This window comes from Actinoallomurus soli (assembly GCF_024055715.1).
GTDB classification, from domain to species: Bacteria; Actinomycetota; Actinomycetes; order Streptosporangiales; family Streptosporangiaceae; genus Actinoallomurus; species Actinoallomurus soli.
On record NZ_JAMXMV010000004.1, the window covers coordinates 86,739 to 105,579 of the forward strand.

19 protein-coding genes are annotated in these 18,841 nt (G+C 72.7%); 11 read left to right on the top strand and 8 right to left on the bottom strand.

All coding sequences use genetic code 11. The annotated features are described in order from the left end of the window. Positions 1–15: 15 nt before the first annotated feature. Together mtrA and mtnA are read right to left on the bottom strand one after the other, a co-directional pair. Positions 16–693, bottom strand: a complete 678-nt coding sequence (gene mtrA, locus NDW01_RS12245; RefSeq protein ID WP_252785371.1) for an MtrAB system response regulator MtrA — start codon at positions 691–693, stop codon at positions 16–18. Between the two features lie 6 nt (positions 694–699). Further along, positions 700–1,704, bottom strand: a complete 1,005-nt coding sequence (mtnA, locus tag NDW01_RS12250; protein WP_252819985.1) for an S-methyl-5-thioribose-1-phosphate isomerase — start codon at positions 1,702–1,704, stop codon at positions 700–702. A gap of 279 nt (positions 1,705–1,983) precedes the next feature. Here mtnA and NDW01_RS12255 point away from each other — a divergent pair, with 279 nt between their 5' ends. The 6 genes from NDW01_RS12255 to NDW01_RS12280 all read left to right on the top strand — a co-directional run bounded on the left by NDW01_RS12255 (position 1,984) and on the right by NDW01_RS12280 (position 8,059). Further along, positions 1,984–3,132 (top strand): hypothetical protein, encoded by a 1,149-nt coding sequence (locus NDW01_RS12255; protein ID WP_252819987.1) that lies wholly within the window; start codon positions 1,984–1,986, stop codon positions 3,130–3,132. Beyond that, positions 3,129–3,782 carry a DUF4129 domain-containing protein gene (locus NDW01_RS12260; protein ID WP_252819989.1) on the top strand — a complete coding sequence of 218 codons (654 nt, stop codon included), beginning with the start codon at positions 3,129–3,131 and terminating at the stop codon, positions 3,780–3,782. Before NDW01_RS12255 ends, NDW01_RS12260 begins: the two co-directional genes overlap by 4 nt. Before the next feature lie 155 nt (positions 3,783–3,937). Continuing rightward, complete coding sequence (locus NDW01_RS12265) at positions 3,938–5,128, top strand: DUF4350 domain-containing protein (protein ID WP_252819991.1); 1,191 nt, start codon at positions 3,938–3,940, stop codon at positions 5,126–5,128. Next, entirely contained in the window at positions 5,125–6,102 is a 978-nt protein-coding gene (locus NDW01_RS12270) for an AAA family ATPase (RefSeq protein WP_252785366.1), read from the top strand. Before NDW01_RS12265 ends, NDW01_RS12270 begins: the two co-directional genes overlap by 4 nt. A gap of 13 nt (positions 6,103–6,115) precedes the next feature. Further along, complete coding sequence (locus tag NDW01_RS12275; protein ID WP_252819993.1) at positions 6,116–7,408, top strand: DUF58 domain-containing protein; 1,293 nt, start codon at positions 6,116–6,118, stop codon at positions 7,406–7,408. An 84-nt stretch (positions 7,409–7,492) separates the two neighbouring features. Continuing rightward, positions 7,493–8,059, top strand: coding sequence for a Uma2 family endonuclease (locus NDW01_RS12280; RefSeq protein WP_252819995.1), 567 nt, complete (start codon positions 7,493–7,495; stop codon positions 8,057–8,059). Between the two features lie 56 nt (positions 8,060–8,115). Here the strand turns inward: NDW01_RS12280 and NDW01_RS12285 are convergent, their stop codons facing one another. Further along, on the bottom strand, positions 8,116–8,886 hold the full coding sequence (locus NDW01_RS12285; protein WP_252819997.1) for a GNAT family N-acetyltransferase: 771 nt from the start codon (positions 8,884–8,886) through the stop codon (positions 8,116–8,118). A gap of 92 nt (positions 8,887–8,978) precedes the next feature. After that, positions 8,979–9,977, bottom strand: coding sequence for a stage II sporulation protein M (locus tag NDW01_RS12290; RefSeq protein ID WP_252819999.1), 999 nt, complete (start codon positions 9,975–9,977; stop codon positions 8,979–8,981). A gap of 67 nt (positions 9,978–10,044) precedes the next feature. Between NDW01_RS12290 and NDW01_RS12295 the strand changes: the two genes are divergently transcribed. Continuing rightward, positions 10,045–11,013 carry an RDD family protein gene (locus NDW01_RS12295; RefSeq protein WP_252820001.1) on the top strand — a complete coding sequence of 323 codons (969 nt, stop codon included), beginning with the start codon at positions 10,045–10,047 and terminating at the stop codon, positions 11,011–11,013. Positions 11,014–11,054: 41 nt separating this feature from the next. Here the strand turns inward: NDW01_RS12295 and NDW01_RS12300 are convergent, their stop codons facing one another. The 4 genes from NDW01_RS12300 to ahcY (NDW01_RS12315) form a co-directional block, all read right to left on the bottom strand. Next, positions 11,055–11,465, bottom strand: a complete 411-nt coding sequence (locus tag NDW01_RS12300) for a hypothetical protein (protein ID WP_252820002.1) — start codon at positions 11,463–11,465, stop codon at positions 11,055–11,057. Positions 11,466–11,509: 44 nt separating this feature from the next. Beyond that, entirely contained in the window at positions 11,510–12,070 is a 561-nt protein-coding gene (locus tag NDW01_RS12305; RefSeq protein WP_252820004.1) for a hypothetical protein, read from the bottom strand. 376 nt (positions 12,071–12,446) lie between these two features. Then, positions 12,447–13,700, bottom strand: a complete 1,254-nt coding sequence (ahcY, locus tag NDW01_RS12310; RefSeq protein ID WP_252820006.1) for an adenosylhomocysteinase — start codon at positions 13,698–13,700, stop codon at positions 12,447–12,449. Between the two features lie 13 nt (positions 13,701–13,713). Further along, complete coding sequence (gene ahcY, locus NDW01_RS12315; RefSeq protein ID WP_252820008.1) at positions 13,714–15,141, bottom strand: adenosylhomocysteinase; 1,428 nt, start codon at positions 15,139–15,141, stop codon at positions 13,714–13,716. A gap of 110 nt (positions 15,142–15,251) precedes the next feature. On the opposite strand from ahcY (NDW01_RS12315), the gene NDW01_RS12320 reads away from it, so the two are divergent. The 4 genes from NDW01_RS12320 to NDW01_RS12335 all read left to right on the top strand — a co-directional run bounded on the left by NDW01_RS12320 (position 15,252) and on the right by NDW01_RS12335 (position 18,836). Then, positions 15,252–15,590 carry a MerR family DNA-binding transcriptional regulator gene (locus NDW01_RS12320; protein WP_252820010.1) on the top strand — a complete coding sequence of 113 codons (339 nt, stop codon included), beginning with the start codon at positions 15,252–15,254 and terminating at the stop codon, positions 15,588–15,590. Between the two features lie 146 nt (positions 15,591–15,736). After that, positions 15,737–16,207, top strand: coding sequence for a carboxymuconolactone decarboxylase family protein (locus tag NDW01_RS12325; RefSeq protein WP_252820012.1), 471 nt, complete (start codon positions 15,737–15,739; stop codon positions 16,205–16,207). A gap of 455 nt (positions 16,208–16,662) precedes the next feature. Further along, on the top strand, positions 16,663–18,168 hold the full coding sequence (locus NDW01_RS12330) for a sensor histidine kinase (protein WP_252820014.1): 1,506 nt from the start codon (positions 16,663–16,665) through the stop codon (positions 18,166–18,168). Next, complete coding sequence (locus tag NDW01_RS12335) at positions 18,165–18,836, top strand: response regulator (RefSeq protein WP_252820016.1); 672 nt, start codon at positions 18,165–18,167, stop codon at positions 18,834–18,836. Before NDW01_RS12330 ends, NDW01_RS12335 begins: the two co-directional genes overlap by 4 nt. Positions 18,837–18,841: the final 5 nt, after the last annotated feature.

The window sequence follows — 18,841 nt, forward strand, 5'->3', positions numbered from 1 at the left end:
GAGTCGAAAGGGCCGTTACGCCGGCCCCGCCTTGTAACCGACACCGCGCACGGTGACGACGATCTCCGGGTGCTCGGGGTCCTTCTCGATCTTGGCGCGCAGCCGCTGGACGTGGACGTTCACCAGCCGTGTGTCGGCGGCGTGGCGGTAGCCCCACACCTGCTCGAGCAGCACCTCGCGGGTGAAGACCTGGCGCGGCTTGCGGGCCAGCGCGACGAGCAGGTCGAACTCCAGCGGCGTGAGCGGAATGTGCCGGTCCGCTCGCTTCACCGAGTGGCCCGCCACGTCGATCGAGATGTCGCCGATCTGCAGCAGCTCCGGCGTCGGGTCGTCGGTCCGGCGGAGCCGGGCGCGGACCCGCGCCACCAGCTCCTTCGGCTTGAACGGCTTGACGATGTAGTCGTCGGCGCCGGATTCGAGGCCGAGGACGACGTCGACCGTGTCGCTCTTGGCGGTCAGCATCACGATCGGCACGCCGGACTCGGCGCGGATCTGACGGCAGACGTCGATCCCGTCGATGCCGGGGAGCATCAGGTCCAGCAGCACGAGGTCGGGCCGGGTCTCCCGGAAGGCCTCGAGCGCCTTGTCACCGTCGTGCACGAACGACGGCTCGAAGCCTTCGCCGCGGAGCACGATGCCGAGCATCTCGGCCAGAGCCAGGTCGTCATCGACGACCAGCACGCGTCCCTTCATGAGCCCTCATCGTCGCGTTATCGGAGGCGGGTCGCCCAGGGCAGCCAGGGTACCCTCGTTCACCGGCGAGATGACCCCACGCTCGGTGACGATGGCCGTCACCAGGTCTCCCGGGGTCACGTCGAAGGCCGGATTGTAGACAGGACTCCCGAGCGGCGCCGTCGGTTGTCCGGCGAACGCGGTGACTTCTCCCGGATCACGTAGCTCGATCGGGATGTCGTCACCCGTCCGCGCGGTCAGATCGACGGTACTCGTCGGCGCGACCACTACGAACGGAACGCCGTGATGGCGGGCGAGCACCGCGAGGGAGTACGTCCCGACCTTGTTGGCCACGCTGCCGTCCCGGGCGATGCGGTCGGCGCCCAGCACGACCAGGTCGACCTCCCCCGCCGCGAACAGCGAGGCCGCCGCGCCGTCCGGCAGCAGGGTGTACGGCAGGCCGTGACGCGCCGCCTCGTACGCCGTCAGCCGGGCGCCCTGCAGCAGCGGCCGGGTCTCGTCCACCCACAGCCGCGTGAGCCGCCCGGCGCGATGTGCGGCGATCACGACGCCCAGCGCCGTACCGTCGCCGCCCGCCGCGAGGGCCCCGGTGTTGCAGTGCGTGAGGACCCGCCCGCCGTCCGGCACCAGCTCCAGGCCGTGCTCGGCCATCCGCGCGGAGTACGCCGCCTCCTCCTCCGCGATCGCGTGCGCCTCGGACAGGGCGGAACGCCCCTCCCGGTGGGCGCGCAGGACCCGCTCGGCGCCCCGGGCGAGGTTGACAGCGGTGGGCCGGGCACCGGCGAGGTCGCGCGCCGCCGCCTCGACGTCCTCGCCGAGCGCGACGGCCAGCGCGACGCCGTACCCGGCGGCGATCCCGAGCAGCGGCGCCCCGCGGACGGCGAGATCCTTGATGGCCCTGACGATGTCGGGGACCTCACGGCAGACGAGAACGACCTCCTCATGCGGCAGCCGGGTCTGGTCGAGCAACAGGAGCGCCGGGCCCTCGGGCGGATCATTCCACCGCAACACGTCCACGGTCCTCAGTCTGCCTCATCGGGTACGGCCGGTCAGCGGATCGGACCGACCCCGGCCACCGGGACACGGGGCGGCGAATCCGCCCCGGCGGCAGACGCTTCCGGCCGACCGCGGCCACCGGACGGCGGGCGGCTCCGGCCCACCACCGCCACCGGACGGCAGGAAGGCGGATCGCCCCGACGGCGGGCGGGTCCGGGCGTCCGCGGCGACCGATCACCGGGACTCTCTCCGCATGGCAGGATTGGCCGGGTAATCGGCGGGCGGGAGCAGGCGATGACCGACGCACCGGGTTGGGCGGCGCCGGGCTCCGCCATGCCCGAAACCGCCGAAGCGGCCGTCCCGCCGCCGGCGGCGCCTCCCGCCGTGGACGACTCGCCGGTGACCGAGATCCCGCTGCGGCCGCTCGGCGTCTCCGAGCTCCTCGACGGAGCGATCACCTACGTCCGCCGCAGCCCGCGCGCCGTGCTCGGCCTGTCGGCGATCCTCACGTCGATCGTCCAGGTGATCGTCACGGTCGTGCAGGTCATCGCGCTCGGCGGCCGGATCCACATCGAGAGCCCCGCGGACCTGACCGGCGTCCTCGGGCCGGCGTCCATGACCTCCCTCGTCGGGCTGTTCCTCACCGCGTACGTCGTGCTCCTGCTCAGCGGGCTCCTCGCCCCGGTCATGGGCCGCACGCTGCTCGGCCACGGCACCTCGTTCGGGCATGCCTGCCGCGACGCGCGCCCCGTGAAGGGCCGCCTCGCCGGCGCCGCCACGGCCGTTCTCGCGATCGTGCTGCTCGCCGTCGCGCTGCCGATCGCCCCGCTCGTCGCGTCGCTGCTCGTCCACGCTCCCACCGGCGTTCAGGCCCTCACCGCCGTCCTCGGCGTCCCGCTGTCGGTGGGGCTGATGGTGGTGGGTTACGTCTGGTTCGCCTTCGCCACCCCCATCGCCGTCCTCGAACGCCGGGGCGTCCGGGCCGCGCTCCGCCGCTCGGCCGAGGTCGTACGGGGCCGCTGGTGGCGGGTGATGGGCGTGCTCACCCTGGCGCTGATCATCACCGTGTTCGTCGAGTTCCTCGTGCTGCCGGTGCCGTTCGCGGTCGCCCAGCAGATCATCCTCGCCTTCGACAAGAACCCGCACGGCTGGTTGCTCGTGGCCGTCATCGCGGTCGGCGGAGTGGGCCGCGTCATCGCCGGCACGCTCGTCAACCCCTTCAACGCCGGAGTGATCATCCTGATCTACGCCGACCGCCGGATGCGGCGTGAGGCGTTCGACCTGGAGCTGCAGCTCGAGCCCGCGGACGACCCGCTCGCCGCCTGGCTGCCCGGCCCGCTCACGGCCGCCGGGTCCGGTCCCCAGCCGAAGACGCCGCGCCGGTCGTTCGTGGCTCCCCCGCCGCCGCCCCCACCGCCGCCGCCCCCGGGATGGCACCGATGACGCCGATGATCCGGTACGGAGGCGGTCCGCCGATCGCCCGCGACCCCGCGCGCGAGCTGGCCCGCCGCGAGCTGGGCAAGCCGATCTACCACCAGGACGACCCCTCGTTCTTCGAGCGCATCCTGAACAAGATCTCGGACTGGCTCAACGCCCTCTACCACCGGTTCACCGACGTCGGAGGCGGCGCGGGCGGCGGCTGGCTCGGCATCGTCGTCCTGCTCGTCATCCTGGCCGTGGTGGTCGGCGCCGTCTGGTGGCGGATCGGCAGCGTGCGCCGCAACGCCGCCGGGCCCGGCGCCCTCCTCGGTGAGGCGGTCACCACCGCCGAGGACCACCGCGCCACGGCCGAACGCCACGCCGCCGCCGGTCAGTGGCCCGAGGCCATCCGCGAGCGCCTCCGCGCCATCGCACGCGACCTGGAGGAGCGGGCCATCGTCCCGCCCCGGCCCGGCCGTACCGCCGACGAGCTGGCGACCGAGGCGGGGACGGCGCTGCCCGACCACGCCGACGCCCTGGCCTCCGGCGTGCGGCTGTTCGACGACGTCTGGTACGGCGGGCGGCAGGGCGACGCCGACGGCTACCGAGCGCTCGTCGACCTCGACGACCGCTTGCGCGCCGCCCGGCCGGTCCCGCTCGGAGGCGTCTCATGAGGCCGACGGAGGAGGTCCCATGACCGAGCGGAGCGAGGGAATCAATAAGCAGAGCACCTTGGTCATGAGGCCGACGGAGGAGGTCCCATGACCGAGCGGAGCGAGGGAATCAATAAGCAGAGCACCTTGGTCATGAGGCCGACGGAGGAGGTCCCATGACCGCCCTGCAGGCTCCGCCGGTCGGTGAGCCGGCCACCGCCGGGCAGGTCGCGCGGCGGCGCTGGCGGCGGTCCCGCGGCATCCTCGTCGCGGTGCTCGCCCTGCTCGTCCTCGGCGTGCTGCTCGCCCTGATGCGCCCGCGCACCGGCTCGGAGACCCTCGACCCGGACTCGCCCGGGCAGCAGGGCGCGCGCGCCCTCGCGGAGATCACGCGGCGGCACGGCACGCCCGTGACCGTCGTGCACCGGGCCTCCGACGCCGCCGACCGCCTGCGCGCCCAGCCCGACTCCGTCCTCGTCGTCGTCCGCTCCGAGCGTCTCGTGGCCGCCGACCTGACCACGCTGCGGGGCGCGCCCGGCGACCGGCTCCTCGTCACCCCGTCCAGCGAGACGCTGACCGCGCTCGCCCCGGGCGTGGAGGCCGCCGGGTCCGCGTGGGGCGTCCCCGAGCCCGGCTGCACCCTGCCGGCGGCGGCCTACGCCGGCGACGCCGACTTCCTCGGCGCGACCACCTACAAGGCGCGCGGCGAGGCCACCCAGTGCTACTTCGACGGCCTCGGCGGCGCGGGGCTGGTCCAGCTGCCGGTCGGCGGCGCGACGGTCACCGTCCTCGGCTCCTCCCGCGCGCTCATGAACGAGCACCTCGCCGAGCACGGCAACGCCGCGCTGGCCATGAACCTCATCGAGGGACGGGCCCGCGTCGTCTGGCTGATGCCGGACCTGCCCGCGCCGGGCAGCGGGGGGCACAAGTCGTTCGCCGAGCTCCTCCCGTTCGGCGTCAAACTCGCCGTGCTGCAGATCGTGATCGCCGTGGTCCTGGTCGCGCTGTGGCGGTCCCGGCGCCTCGGCCCGGTCGTGGTCGAGCCGCTCCCGGTCGTCGTCCGCTCCGCGGAGGCCGTCGAGGGCCGGGCCCGGCTGTACCGCTCCCGCCGGGCCGCCGACCGGGCCGCGGAGGCGCTGCGCGCCGGCGCGCTCGAACGGCTCACCGCGCTGCTCGGCATGCCGCGCAGCGCCGCCTCCGACCCCGCGATGGCCGCCGAGATCGTCGCCGCGGTCGCGGCGCACACCGGCCGGGAGCAGGCCGTGGTCGGCGCCGCCCTGTACGGTCCTCCCCCAGTGGACGACGCCGGGCTCGTGAGCCTCGCGGGCGTCCTCGACGACCTGGAAAGGTTGGTTCGCAACTCTTGACGGAAACTCCACACGACATCCAGGGTGAGGACGCCCGTACGGCGCTGACCGCACTGCGCGGCGAGGTCGCCAAGGCGGTCGTCGGCCAGGACTCCGTCGTGACCGGCCTGGTCATCGCCCTGCTGTGCCGGGGCCACGTGCTGCTCGAGGGCGTTCCGGGCGTCGCCAAGACGCTCCTGATCCGTACCCTCGCCCAGGCGCTGAAGCTCGATTTCAAGCGCGTGCAGTTCACCCCCGACCTCATGCCGGGTGACGTCACCGGCTCCCTGATCTACGACAACCGCACGTCGGAGTTCGAGTTCCGTGAGGGGCCGGTCTTCACGAATCTGCTGCTCGCCGACGAGATCAACCGCACGCCGCCCAAGACCCAGGCGTCCCTGCTGGAGTCGATGGAGGAGCGGCAGGTCTCGGTCGAGGGCGAGGCGCGTCCGCTGCCCGACCCGTTCGTCGTCTGCGCCACCCAGAACCCCGTCGAGTACGAGGGCACGTACCCGCTGCCGGAGGCCCAGCTCGACCGGTTCCTGGTCAAGCTGAACGTCCCGGTGCCCTCCCGCGAGGACGAGATCGCGGTGCTGCAGCGCCACGCGTCCGGGTTCGACCCGCGTGACCTCGGCGCGGCCGGCGTCACTCCCGTCGCCGGCCCGGAGGACCTGGCCGCCGGCCGGGAGGCCGTGCGCCGCGTCCACGTGGACCCGAAGGTCAGCGGCTACATCGTCGACCTGTGCCGCGCCACCCGGCAGTCGCCGTCGCTGCAGCTGGGCGTGTCGCCGCGCGGCGCCACGGCGCTGCTGGCGACGGCCCGGGCGTGGGCGTGGCTGTCCGGCCGCGACTACGTACGGCCCGACGACGTGAAGGCGCTCGCCCGGCCGACCCTGCGGCACCGCGTGCAGTTGCGGCCCGAGGCGGAGCTGGAGGGCGCGACCACGGACGGCGTGCTGGAGGGCATCCTCACCACCGTCCCCGCTCCCCGGTGAGCGGGGACCGGGCATGGCGCTGACCGGGCGTACGGGGCTGCTGGCCGTCCTCGGCGCGGTGGTCCTCGTGATCGTTCCCAGCTGGTGGACGCTGCTGGCCGTCGACGGTGTGATCGTCGCGCTCGTCGTGGCCGACCTCGTGCTCGCGGGCAACGTGCGGCGCCTGCGCCTGCACCGCTCCGGTGACACGAACGTCCGCCTCGGCGAGGAGGCCACCGTGGCCCTGATCGTCGAGAACCCGGGCCCCCGGCGGCTGCGGGCCCGGCTGCGGGACGCGTGGCCGCCGAGCGCGGGCTCGTCGCCCCGTACGGTCACCGTGACGATCCCGCCCGGCGAGCGGCGCCGCGTCGAGACCCGCCTCGTGCCGACCCGCCGCGGCGACCGCGCGGCCGTGGCGGTCACCGTGCGCTCGTACGGCCCGCTGGGGCTCGCGGCCCGCCAGCTGAACCGCGCCGCGCCCTGGACCGTACGGGTCCTGCCCGCCTTCCCGTCCCGGCGCCACCTGCCCGCCAAGCTCGCGCGCCTGCGCGAGCTCACCGGCCAGCACGTCGCGCTGATCCGCGGCCAGGGCACCGAATTCGACTCGCTGCGGGAGTACGTCGACGGCGACGACGTCCGCTCGATCGACTGGCGGGCGACCGCGCGCCGCGGCGACGTCGTCGTCCGCACCTGGCGGCCCGAGCGCGACCGGCGGATCTACCTCGTGCTCGACACCGGCCGTACGGCCGCCGGGCGCGTCGGCGACATCCCGCGCCTGGACTGCTCGATGGACGCCGCGCTGCTGCTGGGCGCGCTGGCCTCCCGCGCCGGCGACCGCGTCGACCTGCTCGCCTACGACCGGCGGGTCCGCGCCCGCGTCGAAGGCGTCTCCCGTACCGAGGTGCTGACCGCGATGGTGCGGGCGATGGCGCCGCTGGAGCCGGAGCTGATCGAGGCGGACGCGGCGGGCATGGTCTCGACGCTGCTGTCCCGGGTCCGGCAGCGGTGCCTGGTGGTGCTGCTGACCGACCTCAACACGACCGCGATCGAGGAGGGCCTCCTGCCGCTCCTCCCCCAGCTGACCGCCAAGCATCTCGTCGTCGTCGCGGCGGTGAGCGATCCGCGGGTGACCGAGATGGCGGCGGCCCGCGGCGACGCGGCGGCGCTCTACGACGCCGCCGCCGCCGAGCGCGCCCGGGCCGACCGCCGCCGCGTCACCGTCGAACTCCGCAAGTACGGCGTCGAGGTCGTCGACGCGCCCCCGGACGAGATCGCCCCCGCCCTCGCCGACGCGTACCTCTCCCTCAAGGCCGCCGGCCGCCTCTGACGACAGAAGGATCGCCCCGTCAACGGCGGTACTTCTAAGATGTGAGAAGCAGGGAGAGCGACCCCTGGCACCAGGAGGGCCATTATGACGGCTTTGCCGGAATGGATGTTGAGCCTTCCGGAGGAAGGCGTCACCGCGGAGCAATACGATCGGATGCCGGAAGAGATCTGCCGGCGTATTGAGATCGTTGACGGGAGCATCATCGTGTCGCCCTCCGCGACCCCGCGGCACAGTCGGATCGCGCGTCTGTTCGCCAACGCGCTGGAGGCGGCCGCACCGGCTCCCTGGCAGGTCACCACGGACGTCGACCTCCGACTCGCGGACGTCCCGCTGCACAACCGCCGGCCGGATGTCCTGGTGTTCGACGGTGACCCGGACGTGCTCCCGGTCCGCCCGCATCAGGTTCTGCTGGCGGTCGAAATCATGAGCAAGGGCAGCATCAGCGCCGACCGCCTGGACAAACCGGCCGAATATGCCACAGTAGGCATTCCACATTATTGGCGTGTCGAGCAGCAGAATTCTGGATTGATCACGTATACCCACATCCTGAATGCGACGACGAGAAGCTACGCCTCATCCGGCGCCCACACCGGTGTCCTGAAGACCGATCAGCCTTTCCCCGTCGCCATCGACCTCGACGCGTTGAGCTGATCCATCAACGCCGAGGGTTCCGATCGCCCATACGACCAGACCCTCGGCGGAGACGCTCAGGCCGGCGGCGACCAGACGTAGGGGGTCGTCGTGGTGACGGGGCTGAAGCCGAGGCGCTCCAGGATGGGGCGGCTGTCGTCGGAGGCGTCGACCTGCAGGTACCGGTAGCCGCGCTCGGCGGCCACGCGCGCCCGGGCGGCCACGAGCGTCCGGTAGATGCCGCGGCCCCGCCACGCCTCCAGTGTCGACCCGCCCCACAGGGACGCGAAGACCCCGTCCTCGCGGAGCGCCACCCAGGCGGCCGCGACGACCTGGCCGCCGGCCTCCGCGGTGAAGATCGCCAGCCGGTCGGGGGCGGCGGCCAGCCTCCCGGCCAGGTGCTCACCGATGAAGCCGCAGTCGCGCCCCCACACCTGTGACTCCATCGCCACGATCGCGGGGATCGCCTCGCCGCCGGCCCGGCGGATCACCACGCCGTCGGAGGCGGGAGGCGCGGCCGGCAGGTCGGTGACGCGGCCGATCACGACCGTCTCGGTGGGCTCGGCCACGAATCCCGCGGCGCGCAGCCGGTCGGGGAGGTCGCCGGGGAGGTCGTGACCGCGGGTCTTCCACTCCACCGCCTCGCCGCGGGCGCCGAAGAAGGCGACCTGCGCGGCGATGAGGGCGTCGACGTCGTGACCGGACAGGTCGCGGGGGCCGGTGACGAATCCGCGTTGCTCTCCGACGACCCGCAGCAGCGGACCGTCCCGCTCGATCCACGCGCCCTGGGCGGGAACGCCCACCCCGCGCAGATGCTCGTCGTAGGCGGCCAGAAGATCCTCAGTCATCCGGCTGGAGAGTAATGCCTCGTGCCTCCAGCTGCGACCGCTTTTCCGCACCCCTGCCGGGATCGGTGACGGAACGGCTCCGGGCGGTTCGGTCAGGCGGCGACGGGGGCGGTGTCGGGAACGAGCTCGGCGTCGCCGGTCGCGCCCTCCCTGGCGGCACGGCGGCCGAACACGATGACGTACGAGAGGAAGGCCGTCTCGGCGACGATCCCGATGGCGATGCGCAGCCACGTGACGTGGACGTGGCCGGTGACGAAGCCCTCGATGGCGCCGGAGACGGCGAGCACGCCGATCAGGCCGATCGCGATGCTCATCGCGGCCCGGCCCTCCTCGGCGAGCGCCTGCCCCCTCCGGCGCGGGCCCGGGTCGATGACCGTCCAGCCGAGCCGCAGGCCCGCCGCCGACGCGAGGTAGACCGCCGTCAGCTCCAGCAGGCCGTGCGGCAGGATCAGGCCGAAGAAGATCGCGCCCTTGCCGTGGGCGAACATCAGGCCGGCGGAGACGCCGAGGTTCAGCTGGTTGGCGAACAGGGCGAGGATCGTCGGGATGCCGAGCAGGATGCCGAAGATCAAGGTCTCCGCGGAGACCCAGACGTTGTTGATCCACACGTGGAACGCGAACGCCCCGGCGGCGTGCTCGGTGTAGTAGTTGGCGAAGTCGTGGTCGACGAGCTGCTTGATCTGGTCGGGGGACAGCAGCGAGGTCTGCACCTGCGGGTTGCGCGCGATCCACACCGCGAGGATCAGGGAGACGAGGTTGGACAGCACCGCCGACCCCAGCCACCACCAGCGCATGCGGTAGGCGGTCACCGGGAACGCCACGGTGAGGAAGCGGGCGGCGTCCCGCCACATGGGGGCCTGCGCGCCGGTCACCGCGGCCCGGCCCCGGGCGACCAGCCCGGACAGGCGGCCGACCAGTGCGGGCTCCGGGGAGCTGGAGCGCACCACCGACAGGTGGGTGGCCGCCCGCTGGTAGAGCTCGACCAGTTCGTCGATCTCCGTGCCGCTCAGCTTGCGCGTGCCGCGGTTGACGAGCTGCTCGAGGCGCAGCCACTCGGCGTTGTGCGCGGCCACGAAGGCGTCGACGTCCACAACCCGGCAGACTACCGTTCACTGGGAATCTCCAGGCTCGAACGCATCCGCGACCGGAAGGGGCAGCGTGCCCGTCGAACTCGTCACCGGTGAGGCCGTCGCACTCGACATCCGGGTCGCGCGGCTGGCCAGCCGCGCGCTGGCCCTGTTCATCGACGTGATGCTGCAGCTGATGGTGCTCTACTTCTGCATGATCTTCATCAGCCTGTCCGCGCACGTGTCGGACACCGCGGTCACGGCCGGACTGACGATCCTCGCGCTCGTCGGCGTGCTGGTGGGCTACCCGACGATCATCGAGACGCTCACCCGTGGCCGTACGCTCGGCAAACTCGCCCTCGGACTGCGCGTGGTCGCGGACGACGGCGGGCCGGAGCGGTTCCGGCAGGCCCTGGTGCGGGCGCTGGGCGGGTTCGTCGAGTTCTGGATGCTGGCCGGCTCTCCGGCGCTGATCGCGTCGCTGCTGAGCCGGCGCGGAAAGCGGCTCGGCGACATCTTCGCGGGCACGATCGTCATCCAGGACCGGGTTCCGGTGAGCGTGATGCTCGGCCCGGTGGCGATCATGCCGCCGCAGCTCGCGCCCTGGGCGGCGTCCCTGGAGCTGTCCCGGCTGCCGGACACCACCGCCCTGGCGGCGCGGCAATATCTCACGCGGTTCTGGGAGCTCGCGCCGCTGGTCCGGGACGAGATGGGACGGCGGCTCATGGACGAGGTGCTGACGTACGTCAGCCCGCCGCCGCCGATGGGGTTCCGGCCGGAGATCTACCTGTCGGCCGTGCTGGCCGAGCGGCGGCACCGCGAGGAGCGCCGGCTGGCCGAACGCGCCGCCCGGCGGGCCGCGATCGCCCGGCGCGGGCTGCCGCTCGCGGTGAGCGTTCCGCCCGGCGCGGGACGGCCCGGCGGCCCCGCCTTCATCCCGGTGGGCGGCCCGCCGCCGGTCCCCCCGTCGTACGGCGGCGGTCCCGTGCCCGTCCCGGAATGGCTCGGCGGCGCCCCGGGCACCGCGAACCCGCCGCGGTTCATCCCGCCCGCGGGCTGACGCGAGCGGCGCCGGCGCGCGCACCCGCGAAGGGGGGCGGTTCAGCGCACGGTGACGCGGACCGTCGGGGACGGCCCGTAGATCTCGTGCGCCTTGTGCTTCTTGTGGCGCACGCTCATCCCGACGGCGCGGAAGGAGTACTTGCCGCGCGAGAGCAGCCGGGTGCTGAAGCCGAAGTCGGCGGTCCAGCCGTCGACGCGATACGGCGTCACGCACTCGCCGACCTGGCTCCAGTGCCCGGCGTCCCGCACCTGCAGGCAGAACCGGCTCTCGCGCAGCCCCGCGTCATCCCCGGCGAATCCCGCCAGGTGCACGGTCTGACCTCGATGGATCACATTGCGCGCGGCCCTGAGGTCGAGATCGGACTTGGCCATGGCCGCACCCCCGGCCGCCACGACCAGCCCGCCACTGAGAAGCCCCACCACACCGGCGCCCACGAACACACGCATCATGATCCGTATGACACCGCACATGACCCCGAGGTTGTCAGAGATTCCTAGGAAAAATTCGGGGGATTCTCAAGGTTGACCAGTTCGATACCGGGAGCAGCCACGACCACGTCTCCGGCCAGGTGGAACTCCGAGACCTCACCGGTCTCCAGGTCGGTGATCTCATAGCGCTCGACCGGGACGCGCTCCCCGTCGGCGTCGTGCCAGGCGGTCTCGGCGAGGGCCCAGCGCTGCGGGACCGTACGGACCGCGAGCGACGGGGCGGTGACCTGCAGGACGCGCACGTCGACGCGCTCCCCCTCCGCGAGGCGCAGCGACCGGGCCACGGCGACCAGCAGGCCCGGGGACTCGCCGAGGAAGCCGGCGGCCCGCGCGGCGTGCTCCCGGCCGGCGGTCACCCACAGCAGCTCGGCCCCGACGGCGCCGCCCCGCAGGACCTGCTCCCCCGCGGTCACCTGGAGCCGGGCGGCCCGCCACCGGCTGTCGGCGACCAGCTCGATCGTGCCGCCGTCGGACCGCTCGGCGGAGTAGCGCCAGCCACCGCCGTCCAGGTCGCAGGCGAAGCGCTCCTCGACGCCGGGCTCGTGAACGTACGTACCGCGCGGCATGCTGAGAATCTACGCGACGGCACCGGCCCCCGACCGACCCGAGTCCGGCGGCCACCGCCCGCTCCGGCGGCGTGCCGCCCCGCAGGTGTGGGCCGGCCCCATGCCACCGCCAGCCCGAGCCTGGGTCATCCGGCCGGCTCGATCAGCCACATTGACGTCGCCATGCGCCCACCAAGACCGGCATAGGGGTCATCACCCCGACGCAGCGGCGGCGAAGTGACCACCACGGCGGCGAAGTCCTGCGACATTTCCCGTCGTCACCGTGCGTGCGGCCGGGGGCTCTCTGCTATCTGACCCAACCCACCGGCCGTTCACAGATCCCTGGCGATCGCTGCGCCCTAGAGCCGCAGCGAACACCAGCGGGCCGGGTGGCCTGTCAGCTCCCCTGGCGCCAGGAGGACAGGTACTCCTCCTGGCCCGGCGTGAGGGCGTCGATCCCGACGTCCATGGAGGCCAGTTTGAGACCGGCGACCTCGGTGTCGATCTCCTTCGGGACGTCGTAGACGCCGGGCGTCAGCTCCTGGCCGACGAGCCACTCGCAGGTGAGGGCCTGATCGGCGAAGGACATGTCCATGACGGCCGCCGGATGGCCCTCGGCGGCGGCGAGGTTGACCAGGCGGCCCTCGGCGAGCAGGACGAGCCTGCGGCCGTCGGCGAGGACGTACTCGTCGGCCTGCGGGCGCACGCCGCGGTTGACCTCCACGGCCAGGTCGGCGAGCGCCCGTACGTCGATCTCCACGTCGAAGTGGCCGGAGTTGGCGAGGATCGCGCCGTCCTTCATCCGGGCGAGGTGCTCGGCGCGGATGACGTCCCGGTTGCCGGTGACGGTGATGAAGACGTCGCCGTGCTCGGCGGCCTGGGCCATCGGCAGGACGCGGTAGCCCTGGAGGACCGCGTCGAGGGCCTTGACCGGGTCGATCTCGGTGACGACGACGCGGCCGCCCATGCCGCGGGCGCGTTCGGCCAGGCCCCGGCCGCAGTAGCCGAACCCGGCGATGACGATGGTCTTGCCGGCCAGCAGCGTGTTGGTGGCGCGGACGATGCCGTCGAGGGTCGACTGACCGGTGCCGTACCGGTTGTCGAACATGTGCTTGGTGTCGGTGTCGTTGACCGCGACCATCGGGAAGCGCAGCGCGCCCTCGCGGGCCATCTGGTGCAGGCGGATGACGCCCGTCGTGGTCTCCTCGCAGCCGCCGCGCACGCCGTCGAGCAGGTCGAGGCGCTCGGTGTGCAGGATGTTGACCAGGTCGCAGCCGTCGTCGAGGACGAGGTCCGGGGCGATCTCGAGCGCCTGGTGGATGTGCCGGTAGTACCCGTCGCGGTCGACCCCCTGCCGGGCGAACACCGCGGCGCCGTACTCGTGGACCAGCGCGGCGGCGGTGTCGTCCTGGGTGGACAGGGGGTTCGAGGCGGCGAGGGCCACCTGCGCGCCGCCGGCCTGGAGCGTACGGATCAGGTTGGCGGTCTCCGTGGTGACGTGCATGCACGCCGCGACGCGCAGGCCGTCCAGGGGGCGGTCGGCGGCGAAGCGCTCGCGGATGCGCCGCAGCACGGGCATGGACCGGTCGGCCCACTCGATGCGCCGGACCCCGGACTCGGCGAGCCCGGGGTCCGTGATGTCGTACGTCACGACGAGGCAGACCTCAGTAACGGTAGTGGTCCGACTTGTAGGGGCCCTCGACGTCGACGCCGATGTAGGCGGCCTGCTCCTTGGTGAGCTTGGTCAGCTTGACGCCGAGCGCGTCGAGGTGCAGGCGCGCGACCTTCTCGTCGAGGTGCTTGGGCAGGGTGTACACGCCGATCGGGTAGTTCTCCGTGCGGGTGAACAGCTCGATCTGCGCGATCACCTGGTTGGTGAAGGAGTTGGACATCACGAAGCTCGGGTGGCCGGTGGCGCAGCCGAGGTTCATCAGCCGGCCCTCGGCGAGCACGATGATGGAGTGGCCGTCGGGGAAGGTCCAGGTGTGGACCTGCGGCTTGACCTCCTCCTTCACGATGCCGGGGATCTTCGCCAGGCCGGCCATGTCGATCTCGTTGTCGAAGTGGCCGATGTTGGAGACGATCGCCTGGTGCTTCATCCGCTCCATGTGGTCGGCGCGGATGATGTTGAAGTTGCCGGTCGTCGTGACGAAGATGTCGGCGATCTCGACGACGTCCTCGAGCGTGGTGACCTGGAAGCCGTCCATCGCGGCCTGCAGCGCGCAGATCGGGTCGATCTCGGTGACGATGACGCGGGCGCCCTGGCCGCGCAGCGCGTCGGCGCAACCCTTGCCGACGTCGCCGTAGCCGCAGACGACGGCGACCTTGCCGCCGATCAGCACGTCGGTGGCACGGTTCAGGCCGTCGATGACGCTGTGACGGCAGCCGTACTTGTTGTCGAACTTGGACTTGGTGACCGAGTCGTTGACGTTGATCGCCGGGAAGAGCAGCGCGCCGTTCTTGTGCATCTCGTAGAGGCGGTGCACGCCGGTGGTGGTCTCCTCGGTCACGCCCTTGATGCGCTCGGCGATCGCGGTCCACCGGCCGGAGCCGTCGACGGTGCGGTGGAGCAGGTCGAGGATGACCTTCCACTCCTCCGAGTCGTCCGCGGCGGCGGAGGGCACGGCGCCGGCCTTCTCGTACTCGGCGCCCTTGTGGACGAGGAGCGTGGCGTCGCCGCCGTCGTCGAGGATCATGTTCGGTCCGTCACCACCGGGCCAGGTGAGCGCCTGCTCGGTGCACCACCAGTACTCCTCCAGCGTCTCGCCCTTCCAGGCGAACACCGGGACGCCCTGCGGGTTCTCCGGAGTGCCGTTCGGGCCGACGACCACCGCGGCGGCGGCGTGGTCCTGGGTGGAGAAGATGTTGCAGCTCACCCAGCGGACCTCGGCGCCGAGCGCGACCAGCGTCTCGATCAGCACGGCGGTCTGGATGGTCATGTGCAGCGAGCCCATGATCTTCGCGCCGCGCAGCGGCTGGTCCTTGGCGTACTCCTCGCGTACGGCCATGAGACCCGGCATCTCGTGCTCGGCGAGCTGGATCTCCTTGCGGCCGAACGCCGCCAGCGACAGGTCGGCGACCTTGTAGTCCATGGTTCGTTTGCTCCCTGGGATTCGGTGTCGTCAGCGAGTCTAGGCGCGGCTACTCGGGGATCGCACGAGCCGGACGCCGTATCTGACACTGATTTGTCAGAATAGGCCTCATGCGTATCACGGAGGCCGCCCGGCGGCTCGGCACATCCCCCCGCATGCTCCGCTATCGCGAGAGCCTCGGCCTCCTCCCGCCGACCCGCGAGCGGCAGGGCCATCGCCGCTTCGGCGACGCCGAGCTGCGCGCCGTCGCCCTCGCGCTGGCGCTGGAGCGCAGGTACGACATCAGCCCGGCGGAGCTGGCGTTCGGACTGCGCGTGCTGGCCGACCCGGAGGTGCGCGCGGACGTACGAGAGCTGGGCGAGCGGGTCGGCCGGCTGTCGGCGCCTCCGGCGCGCGCCCTGGACTTCGAGAAGGAGAAGGCCCTGCGCCTCCTGCGCGGCCGGCCGTAAGGGTCCCGGGTCTCCTGCGCCACCGGCCGTGGAGATCCCCGGCCTCCCGCGCGGCCGGCCGTGGAGATCCCCGCCGCGCCGATGTCACATCTCGCGCGGCCGCGTCGTCAGAGGGGTGTCAGCACGCAGACGACGAGGAGAATCTCATGGAAGCCCGGCTGAACTACTACGGCAACCCGGTCGCGGGGAATTTCGCGAAGTACATCAACTCCGCCGGCAAGGTGGTGACCGACTCGAGCCTGCCCGCCACGACGCAGGAGCTGGTGAAGATCCGCGCGAGCCAGATCAACGGCTGCTCGCTCTGCCTCGACATGCACACCAAGGACGCCGCGCACGCCGGGGAGACCGCGCTGCGCCTCAATCTGCTCGCGGCCTGGAGGGAGGCCAAGGTCTTCACCGAGGCCGAGCGGGCCGCCCTGGAACTCACCGAGCAGGGCACCCGCCTCGCCGACGCCGGTGGCGTCACCGACGAGGCCTGGGCGAACGCCGCCAAGCACTACGACGAGGAGCAGCTCGCCGCGCTGGTCTCCCTCATCGCCCTCATCAACACCTACAACCGCATGAACGCCATCACCCAGCAGCCCGCGGGCGACTACCAGCCCGGCCAGTGGGGATGATCATCGGTCCGCGGCGGCCCGCGCGGAGGAACCGCACGGGCCCGCCGCCGGCGCGTCCGCCGGCGTGAAACGGCGGGCCATCGCGTGCAGCCCCCGCCGAGGAGGCCGGATCGGGGCATTCCCCAGCCCATGGTCGCCCCGACCGGCCGTCCACGGGACACACCCGCGGGAGACCCGGACGGACTGCGGCCACCTCGGCGAGGGACGTCGGCCGCGCCACCCGAACCCCCGAGATCCAGATGACACGACCCGGGCGCCGGCGACCTCGGACCCCCTAGTGCGAGGACGCCGGCGCCCCGTCACAATGCAAAGGTACGCCGCGGATCGCGGCCGGTCGTCCCCCGCAAGGATGGACCCGGGATCGTCCCAGAGGTGGACATCGGGGCACTCACGGCCGAGAAGGAATCGCCCCGTACGGTGAGGCGAACACCCCCGCGGGCAGGCGATAGTAAAGAGTGACCAGCGACAAGCCTGACTTCCTCCACGAGGCCGGACCGGCGGCGTGGCGCGTGGCCGCGCAGGTCGTGACCGCGGTGGGTCAGGTCCTTCTGTGGATCCTCACCGGGGTCGGCCGGCTCCTGCGCCCGATCACCAACCGCCTCGTCGCCGCCCTGTACGGCAGAAGCACTCCACCTCCGGCGTCTCCGCCTTACGGCGGACCGCCCCCGTACGCCACCCCGGACGGCACCCTGTTCACGCGGCAGCCGGTGCCCCCGCCCGGAGCGCCCGCCCCGCCGGCGAGGCCGCCCAGGACGCCGCCGCTGCTGCGCTGGGCGCACGCCTGGCGCCGGTTCGGCGAGTCGTGGGCGTACGGCCCGGTGACCGGCGCGATCCTCGCCGTGGCGGCCCTGATCGAGCTGCCTCTGCACGATCTTCAGGTCGTGAGCCTGTCCGGCGCGTTCGCGCTTGCGGCGACGCTGCCGCTGATGTTCCGCCGCGAGTCGCTGCGGCCCGCGTCGGCGATCGTGCTGGGCGCGCTGGCCGCGGGCCTGCTGTCCGGGCAGCACGTCCTGCTGACGACGGCCTTCGCCGGGCTGTACACGTTGTACCTCCTCGCCCAGCAGTTGCCCCGCCAGTCCACGGGCGTGCTCGGCGTGTGCAGCGTCGTCGCCGTCGGCGTGGTCTACCTCGCCTCCGGCAGCCTGGACGACATCCCGTGGCTCGCCGGGTTCACGGCCGTGATCGCCGCCATCGGCCTGGGCGACGCCCGCCGTACGGTGGAGACCGCCGAGGCGAGCGTGGACGAGGAGCGCGAGCGCAGCAGCGAGACCCTCACCCAGCTCAACGCCGCCCAGCGCGAGCAGGCCATCCTGCGGGAGCGCGCCCGGATCGCCCGGGAGCTCCACGACGTGGTCGCGCACTCGGTCTCGATGATCGCCGTGCAGGCGGAGACGGCCCCGTACACGATGCGGGACCTGTCCCCCGAGGCCAAGAAGGGCTTCGGGGAGATCGCGGGCGCCGCGCGGGAGGCCCTGGAGGAGATGCGCCGCCTCCTGACCGTGCTGCGCGCCGAACCCGGCGCCGAGCCGGAGGTGACGCCGCAGCCGCGGCTCGACCGGCTGGGCGAGCTCATCGACTCCCACCGCGGCGCGGGCGGCGACGCGCGGCTGACCGTACGCGGCAGCGCGCGGCCCCTGTCCACCACGATCGAGCTGTCGGCGTACCGGATCGTGCAGGAGGCCCTGACCAACGCGCGGCGGCACGCGCCGGGCGCGCAGGTGAACGTCGAGCTGGACTACCAGGGCGACCGGCTCGCCGTCCGCGTCACCGACGACGGCGCGACCGTCCCGCCCACGACGACGGTGAACACCGACGGCCGCACGAAGCTGATGGGCCACGGGCTCGTCGGCATGCGCGAGCGGGCGACGATGCTCGGCGGGCGTTTCGCGGCCGGTCCGCGGCCGGAAGGCGGATTCGCCGTGCAGGCCGAGCTTCCGGTAGGCCAGAATCGTCGATCGTGATCCGAGTGCTGATCGTCGACGACCAGACGATCGTCCGGGCCGGTTTCGCCGCCCTCCTGGCCGCCCAGCCGGACATCGACGTCGTCGGGCAGTGCGGTGACGGGCGGGAGGCCGTGCGCCTCGCCGAGACCCACCGGCCCGACGTCGTGCTGATGGACATCAGGATGCCGAAGATGGACGGCATCGAGGCCACCCGGCGCATCCTCGCCGACCCGGCCGGCGCGTCGGCGCGCGTGCTCGTGCTGACGACGTTCGACGTGGACGAGTACGTCTACGAGGCGCTGTCCGCCGGGGCGAGCGGCTTCCTGCTGAAGGACTCGACCGCCGACGACCTGGTGGCCGCCGTACGCGTGGTCGCCCGGGGCGACGCCCTCCTGGCCCCGCAGGTGACGGGGCGGCTGATCCGGGAGTTCGCGCGCCAGCGCCGCGACCGGCCGAAGCCCGTCCCGGCGCTGGCGACGCTGACCGCACGCGAGACCGAGGTCCTCCAGCTGATCGCCGGAGGCCTGTCCAACGCCGAGATCGCCGCGCGTCTCGTGGTGAGCGAGCACACGGTCAAGACGCACGTCGCCCGCGTGTTCACCAAGCTCGGCCTGCGCGACCGCGCCCAGGCCGTCGTCCTGGCCTACGAGTCCGGCCTGGTCACCCCGGGCGGCGCCGCCCCATAGCCGGA

What these genes read in the sequence shown, in the direction of transcription:
- mtrA (WP_252785371.1), bottom strand. Translation starts at nt 693, where the DNA reads ATGAAGGGACGCGTGCTGGTCGTCGATGACGACCTGGCTCTGGCCGAG.
- NDW01_RS12255 (WP_252819987.1), top strand. Translation starts at nt 1,984, where the DNA reads ATGACCGACGCACCGGGTTGGGCGGCGCCGGGCTCCGCCATGCCCGAA.
- NDW01_RS12260 (WP_252819989.1), top strand. Translation starts at nt 3,129, where the DNA reads ATGACGCCGATGATCCGGTACGGAGGCGGTCCGCCGATCGCCCGCGAC.
- NDW01_RS12265 (WP_252819991.1), top strand. Translation starts at nt 3,938, where the DNA reads ATGACCGCCCTGCAGGCTCCGCCGGTCGGTGAGCCGGCCACCGCCGGG.
- NDW01_RS12275 (WP_252819993.1), top strand. Translation starts at nt 6,116, where the DNA reads ATGGCGCTGACCGGGCGTACGGGGCTGCTGGCCGTCCTCGGCGCGGTG.
- NDW01_RS12280 (WP_252819995.1), top strand. Translation starts at nt 7,493, where the DNA reads ATGACGGCTTTGCCGGAATGGATGTTGAGCCTTCCGGAGGAAGGCGTC.
- NDW01_RS12285 (WP_252819997.1), bottom strand. Translation starts at nt 8,886, where the DNA reads ATGACTGAGGATCTTCTGGCCGCCTACGACGAGCATCTGCGCGGGGTG.
- NDW01_RS12300 (WP_252820002.1), bottom strand. Translation starts at nt 11,465, where the DNA reads ATGATGCGTGTGTTCGTGGGCGCCGGTGTGGTGGGGCTTCTCAGTGGC.
- NDW01_RS12305 (WP_252820004.1), bottom strand. Translation starts at nt 12,070, where the DNA reads ATGCCGCGCGGTACGTACGTTCACGAGCCCGGCGTCGAGGAGCGCTTC.
- ahcY (WP_252820008.1), bottom strand. Translation starts at nt 15,141, where the DNA reads ATGGACTACAAGGTCGCCGACCTGTCGCTGGCGGCGTTCGGCCGCAAG.
- NDW01_RS12320 (WP_252820010.1), top strand. Translation starts at nt 15,252, where the DNA reads ATGCGTATCACGGAGGCCGCCCGGCGGCTCGGCACATCCCCCCGCATG.
- NDW01_RS12325 (WP_252820012.1), top strand. Translation starts at nt 15,737, where the DNA reads ATGGAAGCCCGGCTGAACTACTACGGCAACCCGGTCGCGGGGAATTTC.